Genomic DNA, 20,424 nt, shown 5'->3' on the forward strand with positions numbered 1-20,424 from the left:
CCCTCTCGCCCCCGGGGCGTCTCCGGGGGGGGTGGCGGCGGGGGGGGGGGGCCCCCCCCCGGCCCCGCCCGCCCGCGGGGGGGCGGGGGGGCGCCCCGGGGGCGCGCCGGGCCCGGGAGGGGCCTACGCCCCCTCGCGGAGCACCAGCGAGACCAGCTCCCGCTGGGAGTCGGTGAGTTTGGGGTCGGCGCAGTACACCGTCCGCCCGTCGACGGTGATCTCGTAGTGGAAGCCGTCCGGCACCCCGTACGAGGGCGCGCGCAGCCCGCCCGCGACGGCCTCGCGGGCGAGCGCGTGGACGTGCGGGGCGTCCGTGCGGTCGACGGTTTCGAGCTCCGCGTGGCGGAGGATTCCGGCGAGTCCGCCGGTCCGGGTCACCTGGATACGCATGGTGTCCATGGTGCTACGCAGGGGAGGCTTTTGCGGCTCTTTTCCCCGACCGTGACCTTAAGGCGGTCTCAAACCGCTCCGGACCGGTGGTGAACCGGTCGTCCGCGGTCAGCCCGGGCTGACGCCGACCTGGGCCCAGGAGGCCGTCACGGTGTCGGCGACCGGGGGCTTGTCGGGGTAACGGGCCTTGGCGGCGGCCACGGTGGCCCGGGCGAAGGCGGTGAAGTCGGCGGTGGCGGGCAGCCCGCCGCCGGTCAGGGCGTCGTACCAGATCCGCCCGGCCTGCTCCCAGGACGACCCGCCCAGGGCGGTGGCCAACAGGTAGAACGCGTGGTTGGGGATGCCGGAGTTGATGTGCACCCCGCCGTTGTCGTCGGTGGTGTCCACGTAGTCCCGCATGTGGGCGGGTTGCGGGTCCTTGCCCAGCTGGGGGTCGTCGTAGGCGGTGCCGGGCGCCTTCATCGAGCGCAGCGCCACGCCCTGGACGCCGGGGGCGAGCAGTCCGGCGCCGATCAACCAGTCGGCGGAGGCGGCGTCCTGGTGCAGGGCGTACTGCTTGACCAGCGAGCCGAAGACGTCGGAGACCGACTCGTTGAGCGCGCCGGGCTGGTCCTGGTAGTCCAGTCCGGCGGTGAACTGGGTGACGCCGTGGGTGAGTTCGTGGCCGATGACGTCGATGCAGGCGGTGAAGTCGCCGAAGACCTGGCCGTCGCCGTCGCCGAAGACCATCTGCGAGCCGTTCCAGAAGGCGTTGTCGTAGTTGCGGCCGTAGTGGACGCTGGCGTCCATCCGCAGGCCGCGGCCGTCGATCGAGTCGCGGCCGAAGACGTCGGAGTAGAGCGCGAAGGTGGCGCCCAGGCCGTCGTAGGCGTGGTTGACGGAGGCGTCGGCGACCGGGGCGTGGCCCTCGGTGCGGACGGTGCGCCCGGGCAGCCGCTGGCCGTGCCCGGCGTCGTAGACCAGCCGGCTGAGGCCGGGGGCGCCGGTGGTCGGCGGGGGAGCGGCGAGGCGGGCCGCGCGGTGCGCGGCGTCCAGGGCGAGGGAGTGGACGGCGGGCTGGTGACCGGCCTCGGCGAGGCGGTCCAGGACGTACGGCGGGACGATCGCGCAGCGCGGGACTCCTGCAGTCATGTGGCCCAGGGTGAGGCCTGGATGACCGGATGTCACCACCCGTGGCAGGACCGTTCCACGTCTCAAGGGGTGGAACGGAAGCCCGGATCACTTCGGGGGCGCGCGGGCCTGGGTTACGCTGGGCCACATCATGCGCAACGGGCTGCTTCTTCTTAGCTGCCGCGTCGAGGGCCTGTAGTCCACCGGGCCGGCTCCCTCGCCGCGGGGAACGAGCTGTGCGCGGAAACGGCGATGCGACGGCGTATCGCGGGGCGCAGCAGCGGCCGGCCAGTCGGTGTCGATCCCTCCCGACCGCCCGCACCACGCATCCACAGGAAGCCGAGAGTCCCCTCCATGACCGAGCAGACCTCCGCCGCGTCCGTCCCCGCCGCTCGCGCCTTCGTCGACCGGCCGACCCCGATCACCGCCGCCTCCGTGCGCCAGCGGCCCTCGGGCATGCGCCACGGGCGCTACCTGCCGTTCGGCACCGTCGACCTGCCGGACCGCACCTGGCCGCACCAGGTGATCACCAAGGCGCCGCGCTGGCTCTCCACCGACCTGCGGGACGGCAACCAGGCGCTGATCGACCCGATGTCCCCGGCCCGCAAGCGGAAGATGTTCGACCTGCTGGTGGCCATGGGCTACAAGGAGATCGAGGTCGGCTTCCCGTCCTCCGGCGCCACCGACCACGCCTTCGTGCGGTCGCTGATCGAGGAGGGGGCGATCCCGGAGGACGTCACCATCTCGGTGCTGACCCAGGCCCGCGAGGAGCTGATCGAGAAGACCGTCGAGGCGCTGGTCGGCGCCCCGCGGGCGACCGTCCACCTGTACAACGCGACCGCGCCGCTGTTCCGCCGGGTGGTGTTCCGCAACGACGAGGCGGCCACCAAGGCGATCGCGGTGGACGGCACCCGGCTGGTGATGGAGTACGCGGAGAAGCTGCTGGGCGACGACACCGTCTTCGGCTACCAGTACTCGCCGGAGATCTTCGTGGACACCGAGCTGGACTTCGCGCTGGAGGTCTGCGAGGCGGTGATGGACGTCTGGCAGCCCGGTGAGGGCCGCGAGATCATCCTGAACCTGCCGGCCACCGTCGAGCGGGCCACCCCGAACGTCCAGGCCGACCAGTTCGAGTGGATGTCGCGCAACCTGTCGCGCCGCGAGTTCGTCTGCCTGTCGGTGCACCCCCACAACGACCGCGGCACCGCCGTGGCCTCCGCCGAGCTGGCCTACATGGCGGGCGCGGACCGGATCGAGGGCTGCCTGTTCGGGCAGGGCGAGCGGACCGGCAACGTCGACCTGGTGACGCTGGGGATGAACCTGTTCTCGCAGGGCATCGACCCGCAGATCGACTTCTCCGACATCGACGAGGTGCGCCGCACCGCCGAGTACTGCAACCAGATGGAGGTGCACCCGCGCCACCCGTACGCCGGGGACCTGGTGTACACCTCCTTCTCCGGCTCGCACCAGGACGCCATCAAGAAGGGCTTCGACGCCCTGGAGGCGGACGCGAAGGCGGCCGGGGTGCCGGTGGCGGAGCACACCTGGGGAGTGCCGTACCTGCCGATCGACCCGAAGGACGTCGGCCGCACCTACGAGGCGGTCATCCGGGTCAACAGCCAGTCCGGCAAGGGCGGGGTGGCGTACGTCCTCAAGAACGACCACAAGCTGGACCTGCCGCGCCGGATGCAGATCGAGTTCTCCCGGATCATCCAGGCCAAGACCGACGCCGAGGGCGGCGAGGTCAGTCCGGCGGAGATCTGGCGGGTCTTCGAGGACGAGTACCTGCCGACCACCGGCAACCCGTGGGGCCGGCTGTCGCTGGCCGGTTCGCGCACCCTGACCACCGAGGACGGCCGGGACGCGCTGACCGCCGAGGCCGTGGTGGACGGTGCGCCGGTGACCCTGACCGGTACCGGCAACGGCCCGGTCTCGGCCTTCGCGGACGCGCTGGCCCGGATCGGCGTGGACGTACGGGTGCTGGACTACGCCGAGCACGCGCTGAGCGAGGGCGGCGACGCCCAGGCGGCCGCGTACGTGGAGTGCGCGGTGGACGGCAAGGTGCTGTGGGGCGTGGGCATCGACGGCAACACCGTGCTGGCCTCGCTGAAGGCGATGATCAGTGCCGTCAACCGCTCGCAGCGCGGCTGACTCCCGAGGGTGGTACGCGAAGGGCCGTCCCGTGGGACGGCCCTTCGCCGTGTCCGTCGGGCGTCCCGGGCGGGCTGTGGCCTGCGCCACATTTTTTCGGATCGGAAGCCGTTCGAGGTACTGACACGTGCCGGTAACCGTGGCAACATCGATCCACCGGCAAGCCGGGTCGGTGGGACGGCCTCGGTGTCCGGTCGCGTGACCTGTCCATAGTTGTGCAGGCCGCCTGCCATGTCTGGGGAGTGGCGCCGTGACCAGGTTGTGGGGTGTTCGCCCGAGGTGGCGGACCGATGTTCTCGGTGATTTCTTCTGTCCGGGCTGCGGCGGGGACCGCAACTACCGCCGGCAGCACGGCCGGCGGTGGCTGCGGTTGCTGGGGACGCCGGTCGCGCCGCTCGGACCGGTGATCGGCAGCGTGCAGTGCACCAGCTGCCACGGGCGCTACGGCGTCGAGTCCCTGGAGCAGCCCACCAGCGTGCGCCTCGGCGCGATGCTGCGGGACGCCCAGTACACCATCGCCCTGGCCCTGCTCGCGGCCGGCGGCACCGCCCACCGGGCGGCCCGCGAGGCAGCCTGCACGGCGGTGCGCGAGGCCGGGTTCGAGGACTGCGGCGAGGCCCAGGTGCTGGCCGCGCTCGCCGCGCTGTCCGGGCTCGGCGGCGAACTCCACGACGCCCACGGGATGGCCGGCGGCCTGACCGTGGAACTGCACGCGGTGCTCGAACCGCTCGCCCCGCACCTGGCCCAGCAGGGCCGGGAGCGGCTGCTGCTGCTGGGAGCGGCGATCGCCCTGGCGGACGGGCGCTACCTGCCGCAGGAGCGCGAGGCGCTGGCCGCGGTCGGCAGCTGCCTGGACCTGCCGCAGAGCCAGGTGCCGGCGCTGCTGGAGGCGGCGACCCGGGCACCGTACGAGAACCTGTAGGGCCTCGGCCCCGCCCCTCCGGACCTTCCGTATCCCCCACAAACGGGCCCGCCCCCCCTCCGGGCCCGCCGTGACCCGCACCGCAGTGGTCCTCCCCCACGGCCCCCGGTGCGGGCAACACGGCTGTCCACGGCTGTCAGAGCCCTGGGGGACAATGGGGGGCATGAGTCTTTTCCGGGACGACGGCGTCGTGTTGCGGGCGCAGAAGCTCGGCGAGGCCGATCGGATCATCACCCTGCTGACCCGCCACCACGGCAAGGTGCGGGCGGTGGCGCGCGGGGTGCGCAAGACCAAGTCCAAGTTCGGCGCCCGGCTGGAGCCGTTCTCGCACGTGGACGTGCAGTTCTTCAGCCGGGGGAGCGAGCTGGTCGGGCGCGGGCTGCCGCTGTGCACCCAGGTGGAGACCATCGCCCCGTACGGCGGATCGATCGTCACCGACTACGGCCGCTACACCGCCGGCACGGCGATGCTGGAGACGGCCGAGCGCTTCGCCGAGAACGAGGGCGAGCCGGCCGTCCAGCAGTACCTGCTGCTGGTGGGCGGGCTGCGGGTGCTGGCGGCCGGGACGCACGAGTCGCACCTGGTGCTGGACGCCTTCCTGCTGCGCTCGCTCGCGGTGAACGGGTACGGCGCGAGCTTCACGGACTGCGCCAAATGCGGCCTGGACGGGCCGAACCGTTTCTTCTCCCTCCCCGCAGGGGGGGTGCTCTGCGCGGACTGCCGAGTGCCCGGATGTGCCGTACCCTCCCCTGAGACACTGGTACTGCTCGGGGCGCTGCTGTCAGGGGACTGGCGGACGGCCGACGCCTGCGAGCCGCGGTACTGGCGGGAGGGCAGCGGCCTGGTCGCGGCCTATCTGCAGTGGCACCTGGAGCGGGGCATCCGCTCGATGAGATACGTGGAGAAGTGAGCACATGGCAGCGCGACGGCTCTTCGGCGGCGGCAAGCAGCGGGTCTACGAACCCCCGACCCCGCACCCCAGCGGCGCCAAGCCCCCGAAGCTCCCCGGCGAGCTGGTCCCGGACCACGTCGCCATCGTGATGGACGGCAACGGCCGCTGGGCCAAGGAGCGCGGGCTGCCCCGCACCGAGGGCCACAAGATCGGCGAGTCCGTGGTGCTGGACGTGCTCAAGGGCGCGATCGAGCTCGGCGTCAAGAACATCTCGCTGTACGCGTTCTCCACCGAGAACTGGAAGCGCTCGCCCGACGAGGTGAAGTTCCTGATGAACTTCAACCGGGACGTCATCCGCCGCCGCCGTGACGAGATGGACGCGATGGGCGTGCGGATCCGCTGGGCCGGCCGGATGCCCAAGCTGTGGAAGAGCGTCGTCCAGGAGCTCCAGGTCGCCGAGGAGCAGACCAAGGGCAACGACGCGGTGACGCTCTACATGTGCGTCAACTACGGCGGCCGGGCCGAACTCGCCGACGCCGCGCAGGCGATCGCGCTGGACGTGGCGGCCGGTCGGCTGGACCCGAAGAAGGTCAACGAGAAGACCATCGCCAAGTACATGTACCACCCGGACATGCCGGACGTGGACCTCTTCCTGCGCCCCAGCGGCGAGCAGCGCACCTCCAACTTCCTGCTCTGGCAGTCCGCGTACGCCGAGTTCGTGTTCCAGGACGTGCTCTGGCCGGACTTCGACCGCCGCGACCTGTGGCGCGCCTGCGAGCAGTTCGCGATGCGCGACCGCCGCTTCGGCGGGGCGATCCCGAACGAGGTCGCCGCGCCGCTGGAGCTGCCCACCCAGCGCTGACGCCGACCGGCGCGCGCATGCCGAAGGGCCCGCGGGAACGAACCGTTCCCGCGGGCCCTTCGGCCGTCGTCCGCGCGGGCTGCCCCCGTACGGACGGCCGTTCAGCCCTTCTTCGCGCAGTCCGCGCAGGTGCCGAAGATCTCCAGGGTGTGCGCGATGTCGCTGAACCCGTGCTCGGCGGCGACCGAGTTGGCCCAGCGCTCGACCGCGGGGCCCTCGACCTCGACGGTGGCGCCGCAGTGCCGGCAGACCAGGTGGTGGTGGTGCCCGCTGCTGCACCGGCGGTAGACGGCCTCGCCGTCGGCGGTGCGCAGCACGTCCACCTCACCGGCGTCGGCGAGCGACTGGAGGGTGCGGTAGACCGTGGTCAGACCGACGGAGTCCCCGCGGTGCTTGAGCAGGTCGTGGAGCTCCTGGGCGCTGCGGAAGTCCGCGATCTCGTCCAGGGCCGCCGAGACGGCGGCTCGCTGCCGGGTCGAGCGGGCGCGCGGCGACGGGCCTGCGGTGGTCACCGTGGGTCCTCCTGGGGTCGTGGGCGTCACGCACCTCATTGTGCCAGCCCGGCCCGCCGCTCCGGAGTGGTCGTGTCGGAGGAAGTCCTTCCCGGGTCCTGGCCGGGGATCCGGCCGGTGCCGCGGCCGGGGATCGGGTCGGGGAAGGCGTCGGTGATTCCGTCGGGGAAGGCGTCGGGGATTCGGTCCGGGAGCCGGACGTCGCAGACCTGGGGGGCCGGGTCGGCGTCGCCGCGGCGCCGGTGGCGGCGGCGGGCCAGCGGGGCGGCGATCGCGCTGAACACCGCGAACACCGCGATGGCGAGCAGCACGATGGCCGGGCCGGAGGGCACGTCGAGCTGGTAGGAGCCGGTGACGCCGGCCAGCGAGACCACCACGCCGAGCGCGATCGAGGCGGCCTGGGTGGCGGCGAAGGAGCGGGTCAACTGCTGGGCGGCGACCACCGGGACCACCATCAGCGCGCTGACCAGCAGCAGGCCGACCACCCGCATGGCGACCGTGACGGTGACCGCGGCCATCACCGCGAGCAGCAGGTTGAGGGTGCGCACCGGAACTCCGGTGACCCGGGCGAAGTCCTCGTCCTGGCAGATCGCGAAGAGCTGGCGGCGCAGGCCGACGGTGACCGCGATGACCACGGCCCCGAGCACCGCGATGGTGGCCAGGTCGGCGGGGGCGACGGTGAGGATCGAGCCCCACAGGTAGCTCTCCAGCGAGCCGGCCCCGGCCTGGGCGGACATCGAGACGAGCAGCTTGCCGCAGGCCATGCCGCCGTAGAAGAGCATCGCCAGGGCGATGTCGCCGCGCTGGTTGCCGCGCGAGCGGACCAGCTCCATGGTGACGGCGCCGAGCACGCAGACCAGCACGGCCATCCAGACCGGGCTGGTCTGGAAGATGAAGCCGAGGCCGACGCCGGTCATCGCGACGTGGCCCATGCCGTCGCCCATCAGCGCCTGGCGGCGTTGCACCAGGTAGATCCCGACGGCGGGGGCGGTGATCCCGACCAGTACGGCGGCCAGCAGGGCGCGCTGCATGAAGTCGTAGGAGAGCATCTCGGTCATGCGAGCAGCCTCGGCGGGGTGAGGTCGGCGTGCGGGTGGACGTGGTCGTGGCCGGGCAGCGCGTGCAGGCCGGTGTTGGGGACCGGCGGGCCGTCGTGCGCGACGCAGCCGTCCCGCAGCACCACGGCGCGGTCGATCAGCGGCTCCAGCGGCCCGAGTTCGTGCAGCACCAGGAGCACCGAGGCGCCGCGGCCGACCTCGGCGCGCAGGGTGTCGGCGAGCACCTGCTGGCTGGCGGCGTCGACGCCGGCCATCGGCTCGTCCATGATCAGCAGGTCGGGGGTGCCGACCAGGGCGCGGGCGATCAGGACCCGCTGCTGCTGGCCGCCGGAGAGGTCGGCGACGCCGTCCCCGGCCCGGTCCAGCATGCCGACGGCGGCCAGCGCGCCGTCCACCGCGGCGCGGTCCCGGCGGCGGAACGGCAGCAGCCGGTGCTGCGCCAGCCGCCCGGTGGAGACCACCTCGCGCACGGTGGCGGGGACGCCGGAGGCGGCGGTGGTGCGCTGCGGGACGTACCCGATCCGGTGCCAGGCGCGGAAGGAGCCGTACGGGGTGCCGAACAGCTCCAGGGTGCCCTGCTCCAGCGGCACGGAGCCGATCACGGCCTTGACGGTGGTCGACTTGCCGGAGCCGTTGGCGCCGAGCAGGGCGACGACCTCGCCGGGTCGGACGGTGAGGTCGACGCCGCGCAGCACCGGCCGGCCGCCGCGCGAGGCGACGGCGTCGAGGAGGCGGACGGCCGGGGGTATCGGGTGGGTCATGGTGGTGCGTCCCGTCAGCTCGCGGGGGTGGGGGCGGCGGTCGCCGTGGGCGCGCCGAGGGCGGCCCGGAGGTTGGCCAGGTTCTGCTTCATGACGGTCAGGTAGTCGTCCTTGGCGGCGCCGTTGGATGCATCAGTCTTGACGCCCTCCAGCGGGTCCAGCACGGCGGTCTTGAGGCCGAGGTCCTTGGCGACGGTGTCGGCGAGCTTGGGGCTGACCAGGGTCTCGAAGAAGATCGTGGTGACGCCGTTGTCCTTGGCGGCCTTCTGCACCTCGGCGAGGCGGGCCGGGGTGGGCTCGGACTCCGGGTCGACGCCGTTGATGGCGACCTGGGTGAGGCCGTAGTGGTCGGCGAGGTAGCCGAAGGCGGCGTGGCTGGTGACGAAGGTCTTGGTCTTGACGTCCTGCAGCCCGGTCCGGAACTCCTGGTCCAGGGCGGTGAGCCGGGTGACCAGGTCGTCGGTGTTCTTCCGGTAGTCGGCGGCGTGGGCGGGGTCGGCCTTGGCGAACTCGGCGCCGACGCTCTTGGCGATCGCGGCGTAGCGGCTCGGGTCGAGCCAGACGTGCGGGTCGCCGGCCGGGCCCTCGTGCTTGTGGCCGTCGCCCTCGGCGGTGCCCTCGTCGAGGTGGTGGTCGACCAGCGGGCTGGCGGCGGTGGCGTCGATCTTGTGCTTGCTGCCCGACTGGTCGACGGCCTGGTCGACGGTGGGCTGGAGGCCCTTGAGGTAGAGGATCGCGTCGGCCTTCTGGACGCCGGCGACCTGCTTGGCGGTGAGTTCCAGGTCGTGCGGCTCGACGCCGGGCGCGGTGAGGTCGGTGACCGAGACGTGCTCCTTGCCGATCTGCTGGGCCAGGAACTCCATCGGGTAGAAGGAGGCGACGACGTTCAGCTTGCCGTCCGTGCCCTGGGCGCTGCTGCTGCCGCCGCAGGCCGTGAGGGCCAGTGAGGAGGCGAGGGCGGCGACGGCGAGGGCGGCGGTCTTGCGGGTCCGGCGGCTGAGCAGTCCGATCATCATGACAATCATTCTCATCTCAAGTGGAAATGATTGTCAACTCACTCGGACGGGTGAACGACAGGTGGCCGTGGACGGGGGGAGCCGGACCATATCGATTTGAAACCCGTACCCGTCCGGCCGGTAACCTTGGGTATTCGGGTACGAGCAACCAGCCGTGCCCTGACCGTGCCGTACGTACTGAAGAGAGCACTGTGGCCGCCGACAAGATCGACACGATCGTCAGCCTGAGCAAGCGCCGAGGCTTCGTCTACCCCTGCAGCGAGATCTACGGCGGCACGCGTGCCGCCTGGGACTACGGGCCGCTGGGCGTCGAACTCAAGGAGAACATCAAGCGCCAGTGGTGGCGCACGATGGTCCAGGCCCGCGAGGACGTCGTCGGACTCGACTCGTCGGTGATCCTGGCCCGCGAGGTCTGGGAGGCCTCCGGCCACGTCGCCACCTTCAACGACCCGCTGACCGAGTGCCTCTCCTGCCACAAGCGCCACCGGGCCGACCACCTGGAGGAGAAGTACGAGGCCAAGCACGGCTTCCCGCCGCCGAACGGCCTCAAGGACGTCAACTGCCCCGACTGCGGTACCAAGGGCCAGTTCACCGAGCCCAAGGACTTCTCGGGCATGCTGAAGACCCACCTCGGCGTCACCGAGGAGGCGAGCGGCCTGGCGTTCCTGCGCCCCGAGACCGCCCAGGGCATCTTCACCAACTTCAGTTCCGTCCAGACCACGTCGCGCAAGAAGCCGCCGTTCGGCATCGCCCAGACCGGCAAGAGCTTCCGCAACGAGATCACCCCCGGCAACTTCATCTTCCGCACCCGCGAGTTCGAGCAGATGGAGATGGAGTTCTTCGTCAAGCCGGGCGACGACGAGCAGTGGCACGAGTACTGGCTCCAGCAGCGCTGGGACTGGTACGTCGACCTCGGCATGCGCACCGAGAACATGCGCTTCTTCGAGCACCCGAAGGAGAAGCTCTCCCACTACGCCAAGCGCACCGTGGACATCGAGTACCGCTTCAACTTCGGCGGCTCCGAGTTCTCCGAGCTGGAGGGCGTCGCCAACCGCACGGACTACGACCTGCGGGTGCACAGCGAGGCCTCCGGCAAGGACCTCCGGTACTTCGACCAGGAGAGCGGCGAGCGGTACTTCCCGTACGTCATCGAGCCGGCGGCCGGCCTCAACCGCGCCATGCTGGCCTTCCTGATCGACGCCTACTTCGAGGACGAGGCGCCGAACGCCAAGGGCGTCATGGAGAAGCGCGTCGGCATGCGGCTCGACCCGCGCCTGGCCCCGGTCAAGGTCGCCGTGCTGCCGCTGTCGCGCAACGCCGAGCTCTCCCCGAAGGCCCGCGGCCTGGCCGCCGACCTGCGCACCGCGTGGAACGTCGAGTTCGACGACGCGGGCGCGATCGGCAAGCGCTACCGCCGCCAGGACGAGATCGGCACGCCGTTCTGCGTCACGGTCGACTTCGACACCCTTGAGGACAACGCGGTGACCGTGCGCGACCGCGACACCATGTCGCAGGAGCGCGTGTCGCTCGACCAGGTGAAGGGCTACCTGGCGGCGCGGCTGATCGGCTGCTGAGTCCGGTGCTTCGGTAGTCCGGTACTGCGGTACTTCGGGGAGCCCCCGGCCGTCCTCCTTCGGGGAGGCGGGCCGGGGGCTCCCTGCGTTCCTGTCGTTTCGGGGGCGGGGGCCTACCGCCGGCCCCAGCGGGAGCGGGGGGCGGCCGACGGGGCGGTCGGCAGGCCGGCCGTGCGCAGGGCGGCCAGGGTGGTGCGGTGGCGGGTGCCGTCGGCGAGCAGTGCGGCCAGCAGCTGTCCGTAGAGGTCCCGGTGGTTCTCCAGCGCGGCGGCCAGGCGCACCAGTTCGACCGGCGGGCGCAGGGCCGCCAGCTCGTGCAGCAGGAGGGTGGCGAGCGCGGGCGGCAGCTCGGTCGCGAGTCCGGCCAGGTCCGCGGTCGGGCGGCCGGCCGCCTGGCGCAGCAGCGTGCGGACGTCGGCGGGGCGGCCGTGCTGCTGGAGGCCGGCGGCCAGCGAGGTCAGCTCCGGGGTCGGTGCCGAGCCCCACTCCCAGAGCAGCGTGGCGCTGTCGGCGTGCTGCCCGGCCCGCTCCAGCGCGGCGAGCAGGGCCGGGACCGCGGCGGCCGGGTAGGCCCGGAAGGCGTGGAACAGTTCGGCGGCCTCCTCGGCCAGGCCCAGCTCCCGCAGCTCCGCCAGCACCGTGACGGCGTGCTCGGGGGCGCCCCGGGCGGCCGTCCGGGCCAGTTGGAGCGAGGCGCCGGTCGGGCCGCGCCGGGAGAGCATCCCGACCAGCAGGGCGGCGTCGGCGGGGGCGAGGTGGGCGGCGGCCCGGTCCAGCAGCTCCCCGGCCTCGGCGAGGGCGCCGCTGCGGTGGAGTCCGGTGATCCGCTCGGTGAGGGTGCCGAGGTCGGGGCGGACGGGTGGAGCGGGAGACGGCGCCGCTGCGGGGGGCGGGGTCGTTGCCGGGATCGGGGCCGGAGGTGGGGTCGGCGCCGGTGGCGGGGGCGGTGGGGGCTGGTGAGGAGAGAGGGGCGGGTGATCCGCCTGCTCCGGGGCGGGTCGGGGGTGCGGCCGCTGTCTGAGGTGGATCTCCAATTCCCTTAACTGATCGCTCAGTTGCAGGCAGCGCGCACCCAGGCCCTCGCGCAGGGTGCGGGCCTGGGCGAGCTGCCGCAGCAGGTCGTCGTCCGGGCGCCGGCGGCCCGGGGCCGCCCGTATCGCCTCGTTCAGCCGGCGTTCGCGTTGGCCCGCGTAACGGCTCGCGCGGAGCAACTCGTCCAGTTCCGACCGGAGTTCGGCGGCCCGTTGCTCGCCCTCCGGTTGCTGGCCTGCGGATTCTTCCGTCGACCGCATGCGCATGATCGCCCCAACCTGTCCATCTGTACCCTGACTGCGGGACATCCTGGCGTCGGAATGTGGCGATGGAGTTACGAGAGCGCGACCAGTCGTGCCCGAGTGGTGTCAAGGAGCGCGCAGAGGGCGGCCGTTGCGAGAAGTGCGCCGGTCGCGCTCCGCGGCGGGGCCGCCCCGTCCGGCCGGGGAGCGACCGGCCTCATCCGGCCAGTCGCGCCCGCGCCTCCATCAGTGCGAACCCGAGCAGGTTCAACCCCCGCCACTCCAGCGGGCGTTCAGCCCGGATGTCGTCCGCGCCGAGCCCGATGCCCCAGATCCGGTCCACCGGGCTGGCCTCGACCAGGACGCGGCCGCCCGTGCCGAGCAGGTACTCCCGCAGGGCCTCGTCCTGGCCGAACTTCGCGACGTTCCCCTCGACCACCAGGTCGAACCGGCCCGCCGTCCAGGTCTCGTCGTCGAAGTCCCGGACCAGCCGGCCCAGCTTCTTCGCCTCGGCGGGCGTCCGGGCCGCCAGCACCTGCTGCTCGATCGCCCCGTCGCCGAACATCCGGGCCTTGCCGGCCATCATCCAGTGCTCGGCGGAGGCGTACGCCACCCCGTCGACGGTGAACTGCCCGGGCCACCACTGGCTCAGGCACTCCTGTCGCGTCCCGCCGCCCTTGCGGGCGGTGTGCCCCCAGAACATCACCCATTTCGGCCGCGCCCCGGTGGCCATCAGGCCCGCCAACTGCTCGCGGCTGCGGACGTCGGCGAAGTCTCCGGCCTGCTGCTTGCTCATAATCGTCATTCTGACACGAAGGGTCGGGCGCCCGCCATCCGTTTGACGGCGGGCTCCGTCGGAGGGCCGGCCCTCCCGGGGGTCAGTCCCGTTCGGCGGCGGCGACCAGCTCCAGGAAGCGCAGCCCGAGTCCGGTGACCTCCTGCGCCGTCCAGTCCTGAGCCGAGCCCGCCAGTCGGACCTCGGCCATGGCGAGGCCGGGGGCGGCGTCGGTCCAGTCCAGGAACCAGGTCCCCTCCCGCTCGGCGAGGGCGAGGGTGGCGGCGTTCAGGACGCGCGCCGGGTGGGGGAGCCAGAGCTGGAAGTCGTGGGTGGGCGGCGCCTCCGGGAGGATCCGCGCCCCGGGAAGGGCGGCCAGGGCGGGGACGAGGGTCGCCGCGTGGCGGGTGTAGCCGGGGATCCGGGGGAGCTCGGTGTCCAGGCCGGCGAGCGCGGCGAGGGCGGCCGGCCACTGCTGGTAGAGCTGGCCGCCGTAACGGTGGCGCCAGGTGCGGGCGTAGGCGGTGAAGGCCTTGTCCCCGGCGAGGGCGGCCCCGCTGATGCCGCCGAGGTCCTTGTAGTAGGAGACGTAGACGCTGTCGGCCAGGGCGGCGATCTCGTCCAGCGGCCGGCCGAAGTGGGTCGTGGTGTTCCAGAGGCGGGCGCCGTCGAAGTGCACCCGGGCACCGGTCTCGCGGGCGGCGGCGACCAGTTCGGTGAGCTCGTCCCAGCTGGGCAGGAGGAAGCCCGGGTCGCGGAGCGGGAGTTCCACCACCAGGGTGCCGAACGGTTCGCCGAGACCGCGCAGGTCGTCGGCGGTCGGCTGCCGCGCCTCGGTGGTGGGCCAGAGGCTGCGCAGGCCGGTGAGCTGGATGTGGGCGTGGCGTTCGTGCCGTTCGAGGTGGCTCTGCGGGTGGAGCGCGACGGCCGGGTTGCCGGTCCGCTCGGCGTGGTGGCGCAGGGCGACCTGCTGGGCCATCGTCCCGCTGGGGAAGAACACCGCGTCCTCGGTGCCGAGGAGCGCGGCGGTGCGCTCCTCCAGCTCCCCGACCGGGCCGCCGTTCCCGTAGATGTCGGGGTGGGCGTCCGGCTCGACCGCCTCGGCGAGCGCGGTGAGGCGCTCGCGCATGGTGAGTGGGCGGGCGCCGGAGAGGAAGCGGGTACAGGCCCGGCGGGCGGCGCGCAGGCGGGCCGGGTCGATCTGGTCATCGGTCATCCGGCGATTGTCGGAGCGGCGGGGACGCCGGGCCAACTGCTTTTCCCGGCGCTCAGGCCTTTTCTGCCCCGGGCGGGTCGAAGGCGCGGAAGAGGGACAGGTCGGGGGCCTGGCGCCGGATCGCCGCCCACCGCTCCCGGAAGGCGTGGCGCAGTCGTGCGGGCGGCCAGGGGGCGGGCCGCAGTTCGGGCGGCAGCAGTGGGTCGTGCTCCAGTGCCCGGCTGAACGCGTCGGCCAACCCCAGGGCGGAGGCGACGAGTTCGGGGAAGCCGTGCTCGGTGCCGATGAGTTCGGTGGAGCCGTGGTCGGTGCCGGTCAGTTCGGGGGAGTCGTGGTCGGTGCCGACCGGTTCCGCGGCGAGCGCCTCGGCGAGCGGCCGGTAGGCGGCGAGGGTGTCGGCCGCGGGCCACAGGCGCTCCGCGACGGAGGCCGGGTCGGTGAACCCGGGGCCGGTCAGCCGGGTGGCCTCCGCCGTGACCAGGTAGCTGCCGACGGTGGACTCCGAGGTCTCGCCGACGAGTTCGGCCAGCAGGTCGTGCGGGCTGAGGTAGGCGCCGGGGGCGAGCGGGGCGGCGCCGAGGCGGGTCAGCGCGGTGCGGAGGGCGTCGCGTTCGGGGCGGCGCTGTTCCGGTACGGAGAAGGTGTGGAGCCGCCAGAGCCCGTCCCAGGGGGCGAGTCCGGCGTCCTGGGCGTAGGCGAGGCGGACGAGGCGGACGTCCGTGTCGGAGCGGAGCCGGCCCGCGTCGGTCAGCAGGAGGCGGCCCTTGCGGCCGCGGCCCTCCTGCCGGAGGACGCCCGCGGCCTCCAGCCGGCGGATCGCCAGCCGGACCGGCTGGTCGGCGAGTCCGGCCGCGGCGGCGAGGTCGTAGACGTAGGCGAGGGAAGCGGTGCCCTGCGGGTCGAAGCAGGCCTCGACGACCGTCCGCGGCGCGGCCTGGTACTCGGACAAGGGGAGACCTCGGTTCTCGATCGCGCCCCGGCTCCGGCGCCGCCCCCAGGGTAACCGCGGCGGGAGGAGCGACGCGGGTCACCGGAGCAGGGCGGCGCCGGACTGTCGCACCGGGCCGCGAGGATCCGCCGACCCCCCTACGCGGGGGCGCCGAAGCGGGCGAGGTAGTGCCACACCCTCTTGAGGTCCTGGGGGTCGTGGCGGCCGGTCGCGGCGGCGGCGCCGATGATCCGGGGGTCGAGGGCGCCGTCCTCGGCGATCCGGGCGCCGAGGTCGACGAACTCCCGGCCGCGGTAGTCGGGGTGGCGGCGGAGCTCCTCGACGGTGAGCCGGAAGCCGGGGTGCCACTCCAGCGGGCAGGGGAGGCGGCGGGCGGCGTCCTCGACCGGGGTGTTCCGGTAGCAGGGGTCCAGCACCAGGGCCTCGACGTCCACGGCCAGCCGGACCGGGCCGTGGACGTGCGCCTCGATGCAGTCGTCGAGGGCGTCCCGGTCGTCGGCCAGGGCGAGCGGGATGAGCCCCATGTGGGCCGCGGTGCCGAAGTCCGTGGGCTCCAGGAAGCTGTCCGGGTAGCAGAAGGTGGTGCGCTCCAGGGCGGGGGCGGTGAGCCGGAAGTGCGCGGACCCGAAGCGGGGTGCGGCGCCGACGGGATTGCGGCGGTGGTCGAGGGCACCGTAGACGGGGCGTTCGCCGGGGGCCGCGTCGTCGTAGGCGCCGTTGAAGATCCGGCTCTCCCAGCGCCAGCGGTCCCCGCCCGGGTGGGCGGTCAGGCCGCCGTTGCTGGTGCCGGTGGCGAACTGGGAGAGGTAGACGCCGTCCTCGGCCAGGGCGTCGAGGACGGCCCGGCCGCGGGAGACCCGGTCCGGGTGGAAATTGAGGGTCACCCGCAGGGCCGGGTCGACCGGCGGGCCGGCGGCGAGCGAGGCCACGTGGTCGAGGGCCCGGACCTGCGGGGTCGGGGCGGCGTCGGAGCTCATGCGGGGTAGTGTCGCGCGGCCGGGCCGGTGGGTGCACCCGGGTTTCCGTCCGCCGCCGCACTGCCGCGTCCGCCGCGGCGCCGCACCGCTGCGTCCGCCCTGGCGTCGCCCCGTCAGACGTAGTGCGTCTGGAGGTCGTCGGGGAACAGGCCGTTGCCGTGGTGGGTGGCCCAGGTGGAGTGGGTGGTGCGGATCCGGGCGGCCTGGGAGGTCCGCCGCCGCTCGATCAGCAGGCCCTCCGTGCCGTCCGCCCACCGTCGGTGGGCCCGGTCGCGACGGGCCAGGAACAGGGTGGTGCCGACGACGACGGCCGCCAGGGCGGCCAGGAACGCGAGAACGAAGCTCATGAGCTCCCCCTTCCTTCGGACTCGATCACTGTGCGAACCAAGTATCGCGGACCGGGGTGCCCGTCCGCCATAGCTGAAGTAGCTTGGGGCGCATGGCAGATGATGGCGCAGGACGTCCCCCGCGGCCGGTCCGTCGGTCACTCCGCGGGCCTCGCGGAACGCCGTACCGGCCCTGATGTTCTCGCAGGGCGTCAGCGTGGCGGGCACCCAGGTCACGGCGCTGGCCCTGCCCGCGCTGGCGATCCTGCTGCTGGACGCCGGGCCGCTGGCGGCCTCGCTGCTGTTCGCCCTGGAGTACGGGGTGCAGGGGCTGACCGGCCCGTTCGCCGGGGTGCTGGTGGACCGGGTCGCCTCCCGGCGGCGGCTGCTGGTCGCGGTGGACCTCGCCCAGCTGCTGCTGATCGCCACCGTCCCGCTGGCGCACGCCGCCGGTGCGCTGACGCTGGCCCACCTCTGCGCGGTCGCGGCGGTCTCCGGGGCGCTGGGCGGGATCTCCGCCATCGCGGTGCCGACCGTGGTGGCGGACTTCGTGCCGAAGGACGGCCTGGTGGCGGTCAACGCCAAGCTGGCCGGGGCCCGTTCGGTCGGCCAGATCGCCGGGCCGGGGCTGGCCGCCGCGCTGGTGCAGGCGGTCGGGGCGGCCACCGCGATGGTCGCGGACGCGGTCAGTTACGGGTTGTCCGCCCTCGCCATGAGCCTGCCCCGGCTCCGCCGGGACGAGGAGCCGCCGCAGGCCGCCGCCCGGCCGGGGGTCGCGGCCTCGCTGCGGGAGGGCGTCGACGTCCTGCGCGGCCGGCCGCTGCTGGCCCGGCTGGCCGTCGCCGCAGCGGCGCTCAACCTGGGCGGGGCCGGGCTGGCCGGGCTGTTCGCCTACTTCGCCTACCAGGTCGTGGACCTGAGCCCCGGGGAGCTCGGTCTGACCCAGGCCGTCTACAGCATCGCCGCGGTGACGGCGGTGCTCACCGCGAAGCGGGTGATCCGGCGGGTCGGGCTGACCAGGGTGATCCCGCTCTTCGGCCCGCTGGCCGCGGCCGCCCTGTTCCTGATCCCGCTGGCCTCGCTCGGGGCGGCCCTTCCGGTGCTGGTCGTCTACCAGGCGGTGTTCGGCTTCTGCGCGACGGTCTGGGGCGTCAGTTGGGTGACCCTGCAGCAACAGCTGTCCCCGCCGGAGCAGTTGGGGCGGGTGCTCGGCCTGTCCCGCTCGATCGGCCAACTCGTCATGCCGGTGGGCGCGTTGCTGGGCGGCACGCTGGCCGGTGCGGTCGGCGTCACCGGGGCGCTGGCCGTCTTCGCCGCGATCGCCGTGGCCGGCACCCTCGCGGTGGTCGGCACCCGGCCCCAGGCCGTCCTCCCGGAGGGGAGCCGGGCCTGACCGGCAGCCGCCAGGGCGGACGGCAGTAGCCTGCGGGCATGTCCGCCTCCCCCGCACCGAGCCTCCCCACCCGCATCGACGGCGACCCGGACCGGGTCGCGCTGGTCGTCCCGGGCGTCGGCTACTCGCCCGCCCGTCCACTGCTGCACTTCGCCTCCTCGGTCCTGGCCCGGCACGGCTGGACGGTCCAGGAGCTGTGGTGGCGGATCCCGGAGGCGTTCGCCGAGTTCACGACGGAGCAGCGGATCGCCTGGGTCGAGCGGCAGGTCGGCGCGGCCGTCGACGCGGAGGGCGGTGCCTGCCGCCTGCTGGTCGGCAAGTCGCTGGGCTCCCTGGCCGCCGGCCTCGCCGCGGACCGCGCCCTCCCGGCCGCCTGGCTCACCCCGGTGCTCACCCTCGACCACGTGGCCCGCGCCCTCGGCCGGGTCACCGCGCCGACCCTCCTGATCGGCGGCAGCGCCGACAGGCTGTGGGACCGGAGCGTCGCCGACGCCACCGGCCACCAGGTCCTGGAACTCCCCGCCGCCGACCACGGCCTCGAACTCCCGGACGACCCGACCGGATCCATCGACCTGCTCCGCACCGCCGTCGCCCGCCTGGACACCTTCATCGGCGGACTGCCCCCGGGTGGGGGGACGGCCGCCTAGGCAGGGGCGCCGCCGGTGGCCCGGGGGATCGGAGCGGGCAGGAGCCGAGGCCGATCAGCGACCTTCCTCGTCGCGCATCCCGTGGAGGGCCTCGGTGGCCGACGGGAGTCGGACGGCGATCGAGGGCGGGATCCAGTCGGCCGCTGGTGCAGTCGCGTACGAGGTTCTCCAGCACCCGCTGCTCCGGGGCCGGCGGTGTGAGTACGGCGATCAGCCGTCCCTCGCGGGTGATTCCGATCAACTCCCCGGCCGCCACCCGGTCGAGCAGTCCTGATCTCTGGCCCGGGGCGGCCGGTTCACCCGGACGGGCGTCACCCCTTGCCCGGGAACCCGTGGCGGCGGGCGGCCGCCGTGACGGCCAGGGCGAGGGCCAGCAGGGCGAGGGCCGACCAGGGGAGGGAGCGCGGTCCGGCGTGGTCGAGGAGGAGGCCGCCGGCCGACGCGGCGGCGGCGATGCCGAGGTTCCAGCAGGTGACCAGCAGGGACTGGGCGAGGTCGGCGGCCGTGTCGGCGGCGTCGGCGACGGCGGTCTGCAGCAGGGTGGCGACGCCGCCGAAGCCGAGGCCCCAGATCGCGGCGGCGGCGTAGACGGGCCAGGGGGACGAGCCGAGCAGGGCGCCGGCGAGGGTCAGGGTCGCGGCGCCGACGAGGAGGCAGGCGGTGAGGGTCAGGGTGCGCAGGTGCCGGTCGATCAGGGCTCCGGTGGCGGCGATGCTCACCAGCGAGGCCAGGCCGAGGACGAGCAGCACGGTGTCGGTCCGTCCGCCGAGGTGCAGCGGTTCGAGCAGGGCCGCGACGTAGGTGTAGAGGACGTTGTGGGCGAGTACGAAGGTCGCCGTGACGGCCAGGACGGCCGCCACGCCGGGGATCCGCACCACCTGCCGGAGCGGCAGCCGGTCGTGTTCGGCCCGGCCGGGGACCGGGGGGACGGCTGCGGCGATCCAGCCGACGAGGGCGAGCGCGAGGACGCTCATCAGCCCGAAGGCGACCCGCCACCCGGCGGCCCCGGCGAGCAGGGTGCCGGCCGGGACCCCGACGGACAGGGCGACCGTGGCGCCGCCCATCGCGACGGCCATGGCCCGTCCGCGTTGTTCGGGCGCGACGATGCTGCGGGCGTACCCGGCCAGCAGGGCCCACAGCATTCCGGCGACCAGGCCCGCCGCGAAGCGGGCCGCCATGGTGAGCGGGTAGTCGCCGGAGACCGCGGTGACGGCGTTGGCGACGGTGAAGCCGCCGACGGCGAGGAGCAGCAGCCGCTTGCGCGGCCAGCCGGCGGTGGCGGCGGTCAGCGGGATGGCGGCCGCGATGGAGCCGATCGCGTAGAGGGTGACGGACTGTCCGGCGCCGGACTGGCTGACGCCGAGGTCCCGGCTCATCGCGGGCAGGACGCCGGCGGGCAGCGCCTCGGTCATCAGGGTGATGAACCCGCCGGTGCTCAGGGCGAGCAGCGCCGGCCAGGGCAGTCCGGCCGGTGGCGCCCCTCTCGCCGGGCCGAGCGGAAGCCCCGGGTCGGGCGAGGGGGTCGAGGCGGCGCCTCCGGCCGTGGCCGGGGTCGTCATCGGGCAGGAGGGGGAGGGGAGTTCGTGGGTCGGCATGTGACCGATCGTCTATCGTTGACA

The 20,424-nt window shown here is 73.6% G+C and carries 20 protein-coding genes; 7 read left to right on the forward strand and 13 right to left on the reverse strand.

From position 1 onward, the window contains the following. Positions 1–123: 123 nt before the first annotated feature. The gene (locus ACFWXO_RS18315; protein WP_375892475.1) at positions 124–390 is read right to left on the reverse strand and encodes a protealysin inhibitor emfourin; all 267 of its coding nucleotides are present in this window, start codon (positions 388–390) and stop codon (positions 124–126) included. A gap of 108 nt (positions 391–498) precedes the next feature. After that, positions 499–1,521 (reverse strand): M4 family metallopeptidase, encoded by a 1,023-nt coding sequence (locus ACFWXO_RS18320; RefSeq protein ID WP_380524884.1) that lies wholly within the window; start codon positions 1,519–1,521, stop codon positions 499–501. A gap of 333 nt (positions 1,522–1,854) precedes the next feature. Between ACFWXO_RS18320 and leuA the strand changes: the two genes are divergently transcribed. From leuA to ACFWXO_RS18340, 4 genes are all read left to right on the forward strand, one after another. After that, positions 1,855–3,651 carry a 2-isopropylmalate synthase gene (gene leuA / locus ACFWXO_RS18325; RefSeq protein WP_375892479.1) on the forward strand — a complete coding sequence of 599 codons (1,797 nt, stop codon included), beginning with the start codon at positions 1,855–1,857 and terminating at the stop codon, positions 3,649–3,651. 370 nt (positions 3,652–4,021) lie between these two features. Continuing rightward, on the forward strand, positions 4,022–4,573 hold the full coding sequence (locus tag ACFWXO_RS18330; RefSeq protein WP_375892480.1) for a TerB family tellurite resistance protein: 552 nt from the start codon (positions 4,022–4,024) through the stop codon (positions 4,571–4,573). Between the two features lie 163 nt (positions 4,574–4,736). Further along, a complete protein-coding gene (recO, locus tag ACFWXO_RS18335; protein ID WP_375892482.1) occupies positions 4,737–5,483 on the forward strand; it encodes a DNA repair protein RecO in 747 nt (248 codons plus the stop codon). Positions 5,484–5,487: 4 nt separating this feature from the next. Beyond that, positions 5,488–6,327, forward strand: coding sequence for an isoprenyl transferase (locus ACFWXO_RS18340; RefSeq protein ID WP_375892484.1), 840 nt, complete (start codon positions 5,488–5,490; stop codon positions 6,325–6,327). Between the two features lie 101 nt (positions 6,328–6,428). On the opposite strand, the gene ACFWXO_RS18345 is transcribed toward ACFWXO_RS18340, so the two are convergent. From ACFWXO_RS18345 to ACFWXO_RS18360, 4 genes are read right to left on the reverse strand one after another with little or no spacing between them, the layout of a single operon-like run. Continuing rightward, the gene (locus ACFWXO_RS18345; protein ID WP_360228723.1) at positions 6,429–6,839 is read right to left on the reverse strand and encodes a Fur family transcriptional regulator; all 411 of its coding nucleotides are present in this window, start codon (positions 6,837–6,839) and stop codon (positions 6,429–6,431) included. 35 nt (positions 6,840–6,874) lie between these two features. Then, positions 6,875–7,897, reverse strand: a complete 1,023-nt coding sequence (locus ACFWXO_RS18350; protein ID WP_380524886.1) for a metal ABC transporter permease — start codon at positions 7,895–7,897, stop codon at positions 6,875–6,877. Beyond that, positions 7,894–8,658, reverse strand: a complete 765-nt coding sequence (locus ACFWXO_RS18355) for a metal ABC transporter ATP-binding protein (RefSeq protein ID WP_375892487.1) — start codon at positions 8,656–8,658, stop codon at positions 7,894–7,896. The genes ACFWXO_RS18350 and ACFWXO_RS18355 overlap by 4 nt, the downstream gene beginning before the upstream one ends. Positions 8,659–8,672: 14 nt before the next feature. Then, a complete protein-coding gene (locus tag ACFWXO_RS18360) occupies positions 8,673–9,674 on the reverse strand; it encodes a metal ABC transporter substrate-binding protein (protein WP_375892488.1) in 1,002 nt (333 codons plus the stop codon). A gap of 191 nt (positions 9,675–9,865) precedes the next feature. Here ACFWXO_RS18360 and ACFWXO_RS18365 point away from each other — a divergent pair, with 191 nt between their 5' ends. Continuing rightward, positions 9,866–11,248 (forward strand): glycine--tRNA ligase, encoded by a 1,383-nt coding sequence (locus ACFWXO_RS18365; RefSeq protein WP_375892489.1) that lies wholly within the window; start codon positions 9,866–9,868, stop codon positions 11,246–11,248. Between the two features lie 113 nt (positions 11,249–11,361). Here ACFWXO_RS18365 and ACFWXO_RS18370 read toward each other — a convergent pair whose 3' ends face one another. From ACFWXO_RS18370 to ACFWXO_RS18395, 6 genes are all read right to left on the reverse strand, one after another. Beyond that, the gene (locus ACFWXO_RS18370) at positions 11,362–12,540 is read right to left on the reverse strand and encodes a hypothetical protein (RefSeq protein ID WP_380524888.1); all 1,179 of its coding nucleotides are present in this window, start codon (positions 12,538–12,540) and stop codon (positions 11,362–11,364) included. A 199-nt stretch (positions 12,541–12,739) separates the two neighbouring features. Then, positions 12,740–13,318: an NADAR family protein gene (locus tag ACFWXO_RS18375; RefSeq protein ID WP_380524889.1), complete on the reverse strand. Its 579-nt coding sequence runs from the start codon at positions 13,316–13,318 to the stop codon at positions 12,740–12,742. Positions 13,319–13,400: 82 nt separating this feature from the next. Beyond that, the gene (locus ACFWXO_RS18380) at positions 13,401–14,513 is read right to left on the reverse strand and encodes a threonine aldolase family protein (RefSeq protein ID WP_380524890.1); all 1,113 of its coding nucleotides are present in this window, start codon (positions 14,511–14,513) and stop codon (positions 13,401–13,403) included. Positions 14,514–14,565: 52 nt separating this feature from the next. Next, positions 14,566–15,462, reverse strand: a complete 897-nt coding sequence (locus ACFWXO_RS18385) for a transcriptional regulator (protein WP_380524891.1) — start codon at positions 15,460–15,462, stop codon at positions 14,566–14,568. Positions 15,463–15,599: 137 nt separating this feature from the next. After that, entirely contained in the window at positions 15,600–16,439 is an 840-nt protein-coding gene (locus ACFWXO_RS18390; protein ID WP_380524892.1) for a DUF3626 domain-containing protein, read from the reverse strand. Between the two features lie 113 nt (positions 16,440–16,552). After that, the gene (locus ACFWXO_RS18395) at positions 16,553–16,786 is read right to left on the reverse strand and encodes a hypothetical protein (protein ID WP_375892498.1); all 234 of its coding nucleotides are present in this window, start codon (positions 16,784–16,786) and stop codon (positions 16,553–16,555) included. Positions 16,787–16,961: 175 nt separating this feature from the next. Here ACFWXO_RS18395 and ACFWXO_RS18400 point away from each other — a divergent pair, with 175 nt between their 5' ends. Then, positions 16,962–18,158 (forward strand): MFS transporter, encoded by a 1,197-nt coding sequence (locus ACFWXO_RS18400; protein ID WP_380524893.1) that lies wholly within the window; start codon positions 16,962–16,964, stop codon positions 18,156–18,158. Positions 18,159–18,196: 38 nt separating this feature from the next. Further along, entirely contained in the window at positions 18,197–18,805 is a 609-nt protein-coding gene (locus ACFWXO_RS18405; RefSeq protein ID WP_380524894.1) for an alpha/beta hydrolase, read from the forward strand. A gap of 311 nt (positions 18,806–19,116) precedes the next feature. On the opposite strand, the gene ACFWXO_RS18410 is transcribed toward ACFWXO_RS18405, so the two are convergent. Continuing rightward, positions 19,117–20,400: an MFS transporter gene (locus ACFWXO_RS18410; protein WP_380524895.1), complete on the reverse strand. Its 1,284-nt coding sequence runs from the start codon at positions 20,398–20,400 to the stop codon at positions 19,117–19,119. Between the last annotated feature and the right edge of the window lie 24 nt (positions 20,401–20,424).

The sequence above is a fragment of the Kitasatospora sp. NPDC059088 genome (assembly GCF_042738155.1).
In the GTDB taxonomy this organism is placed as follows: domain Bacteria; phylum Actinomycetota; class Actinomycetes; order Streptomycetales; family Streptomycetaceae; genus Kitasatospora.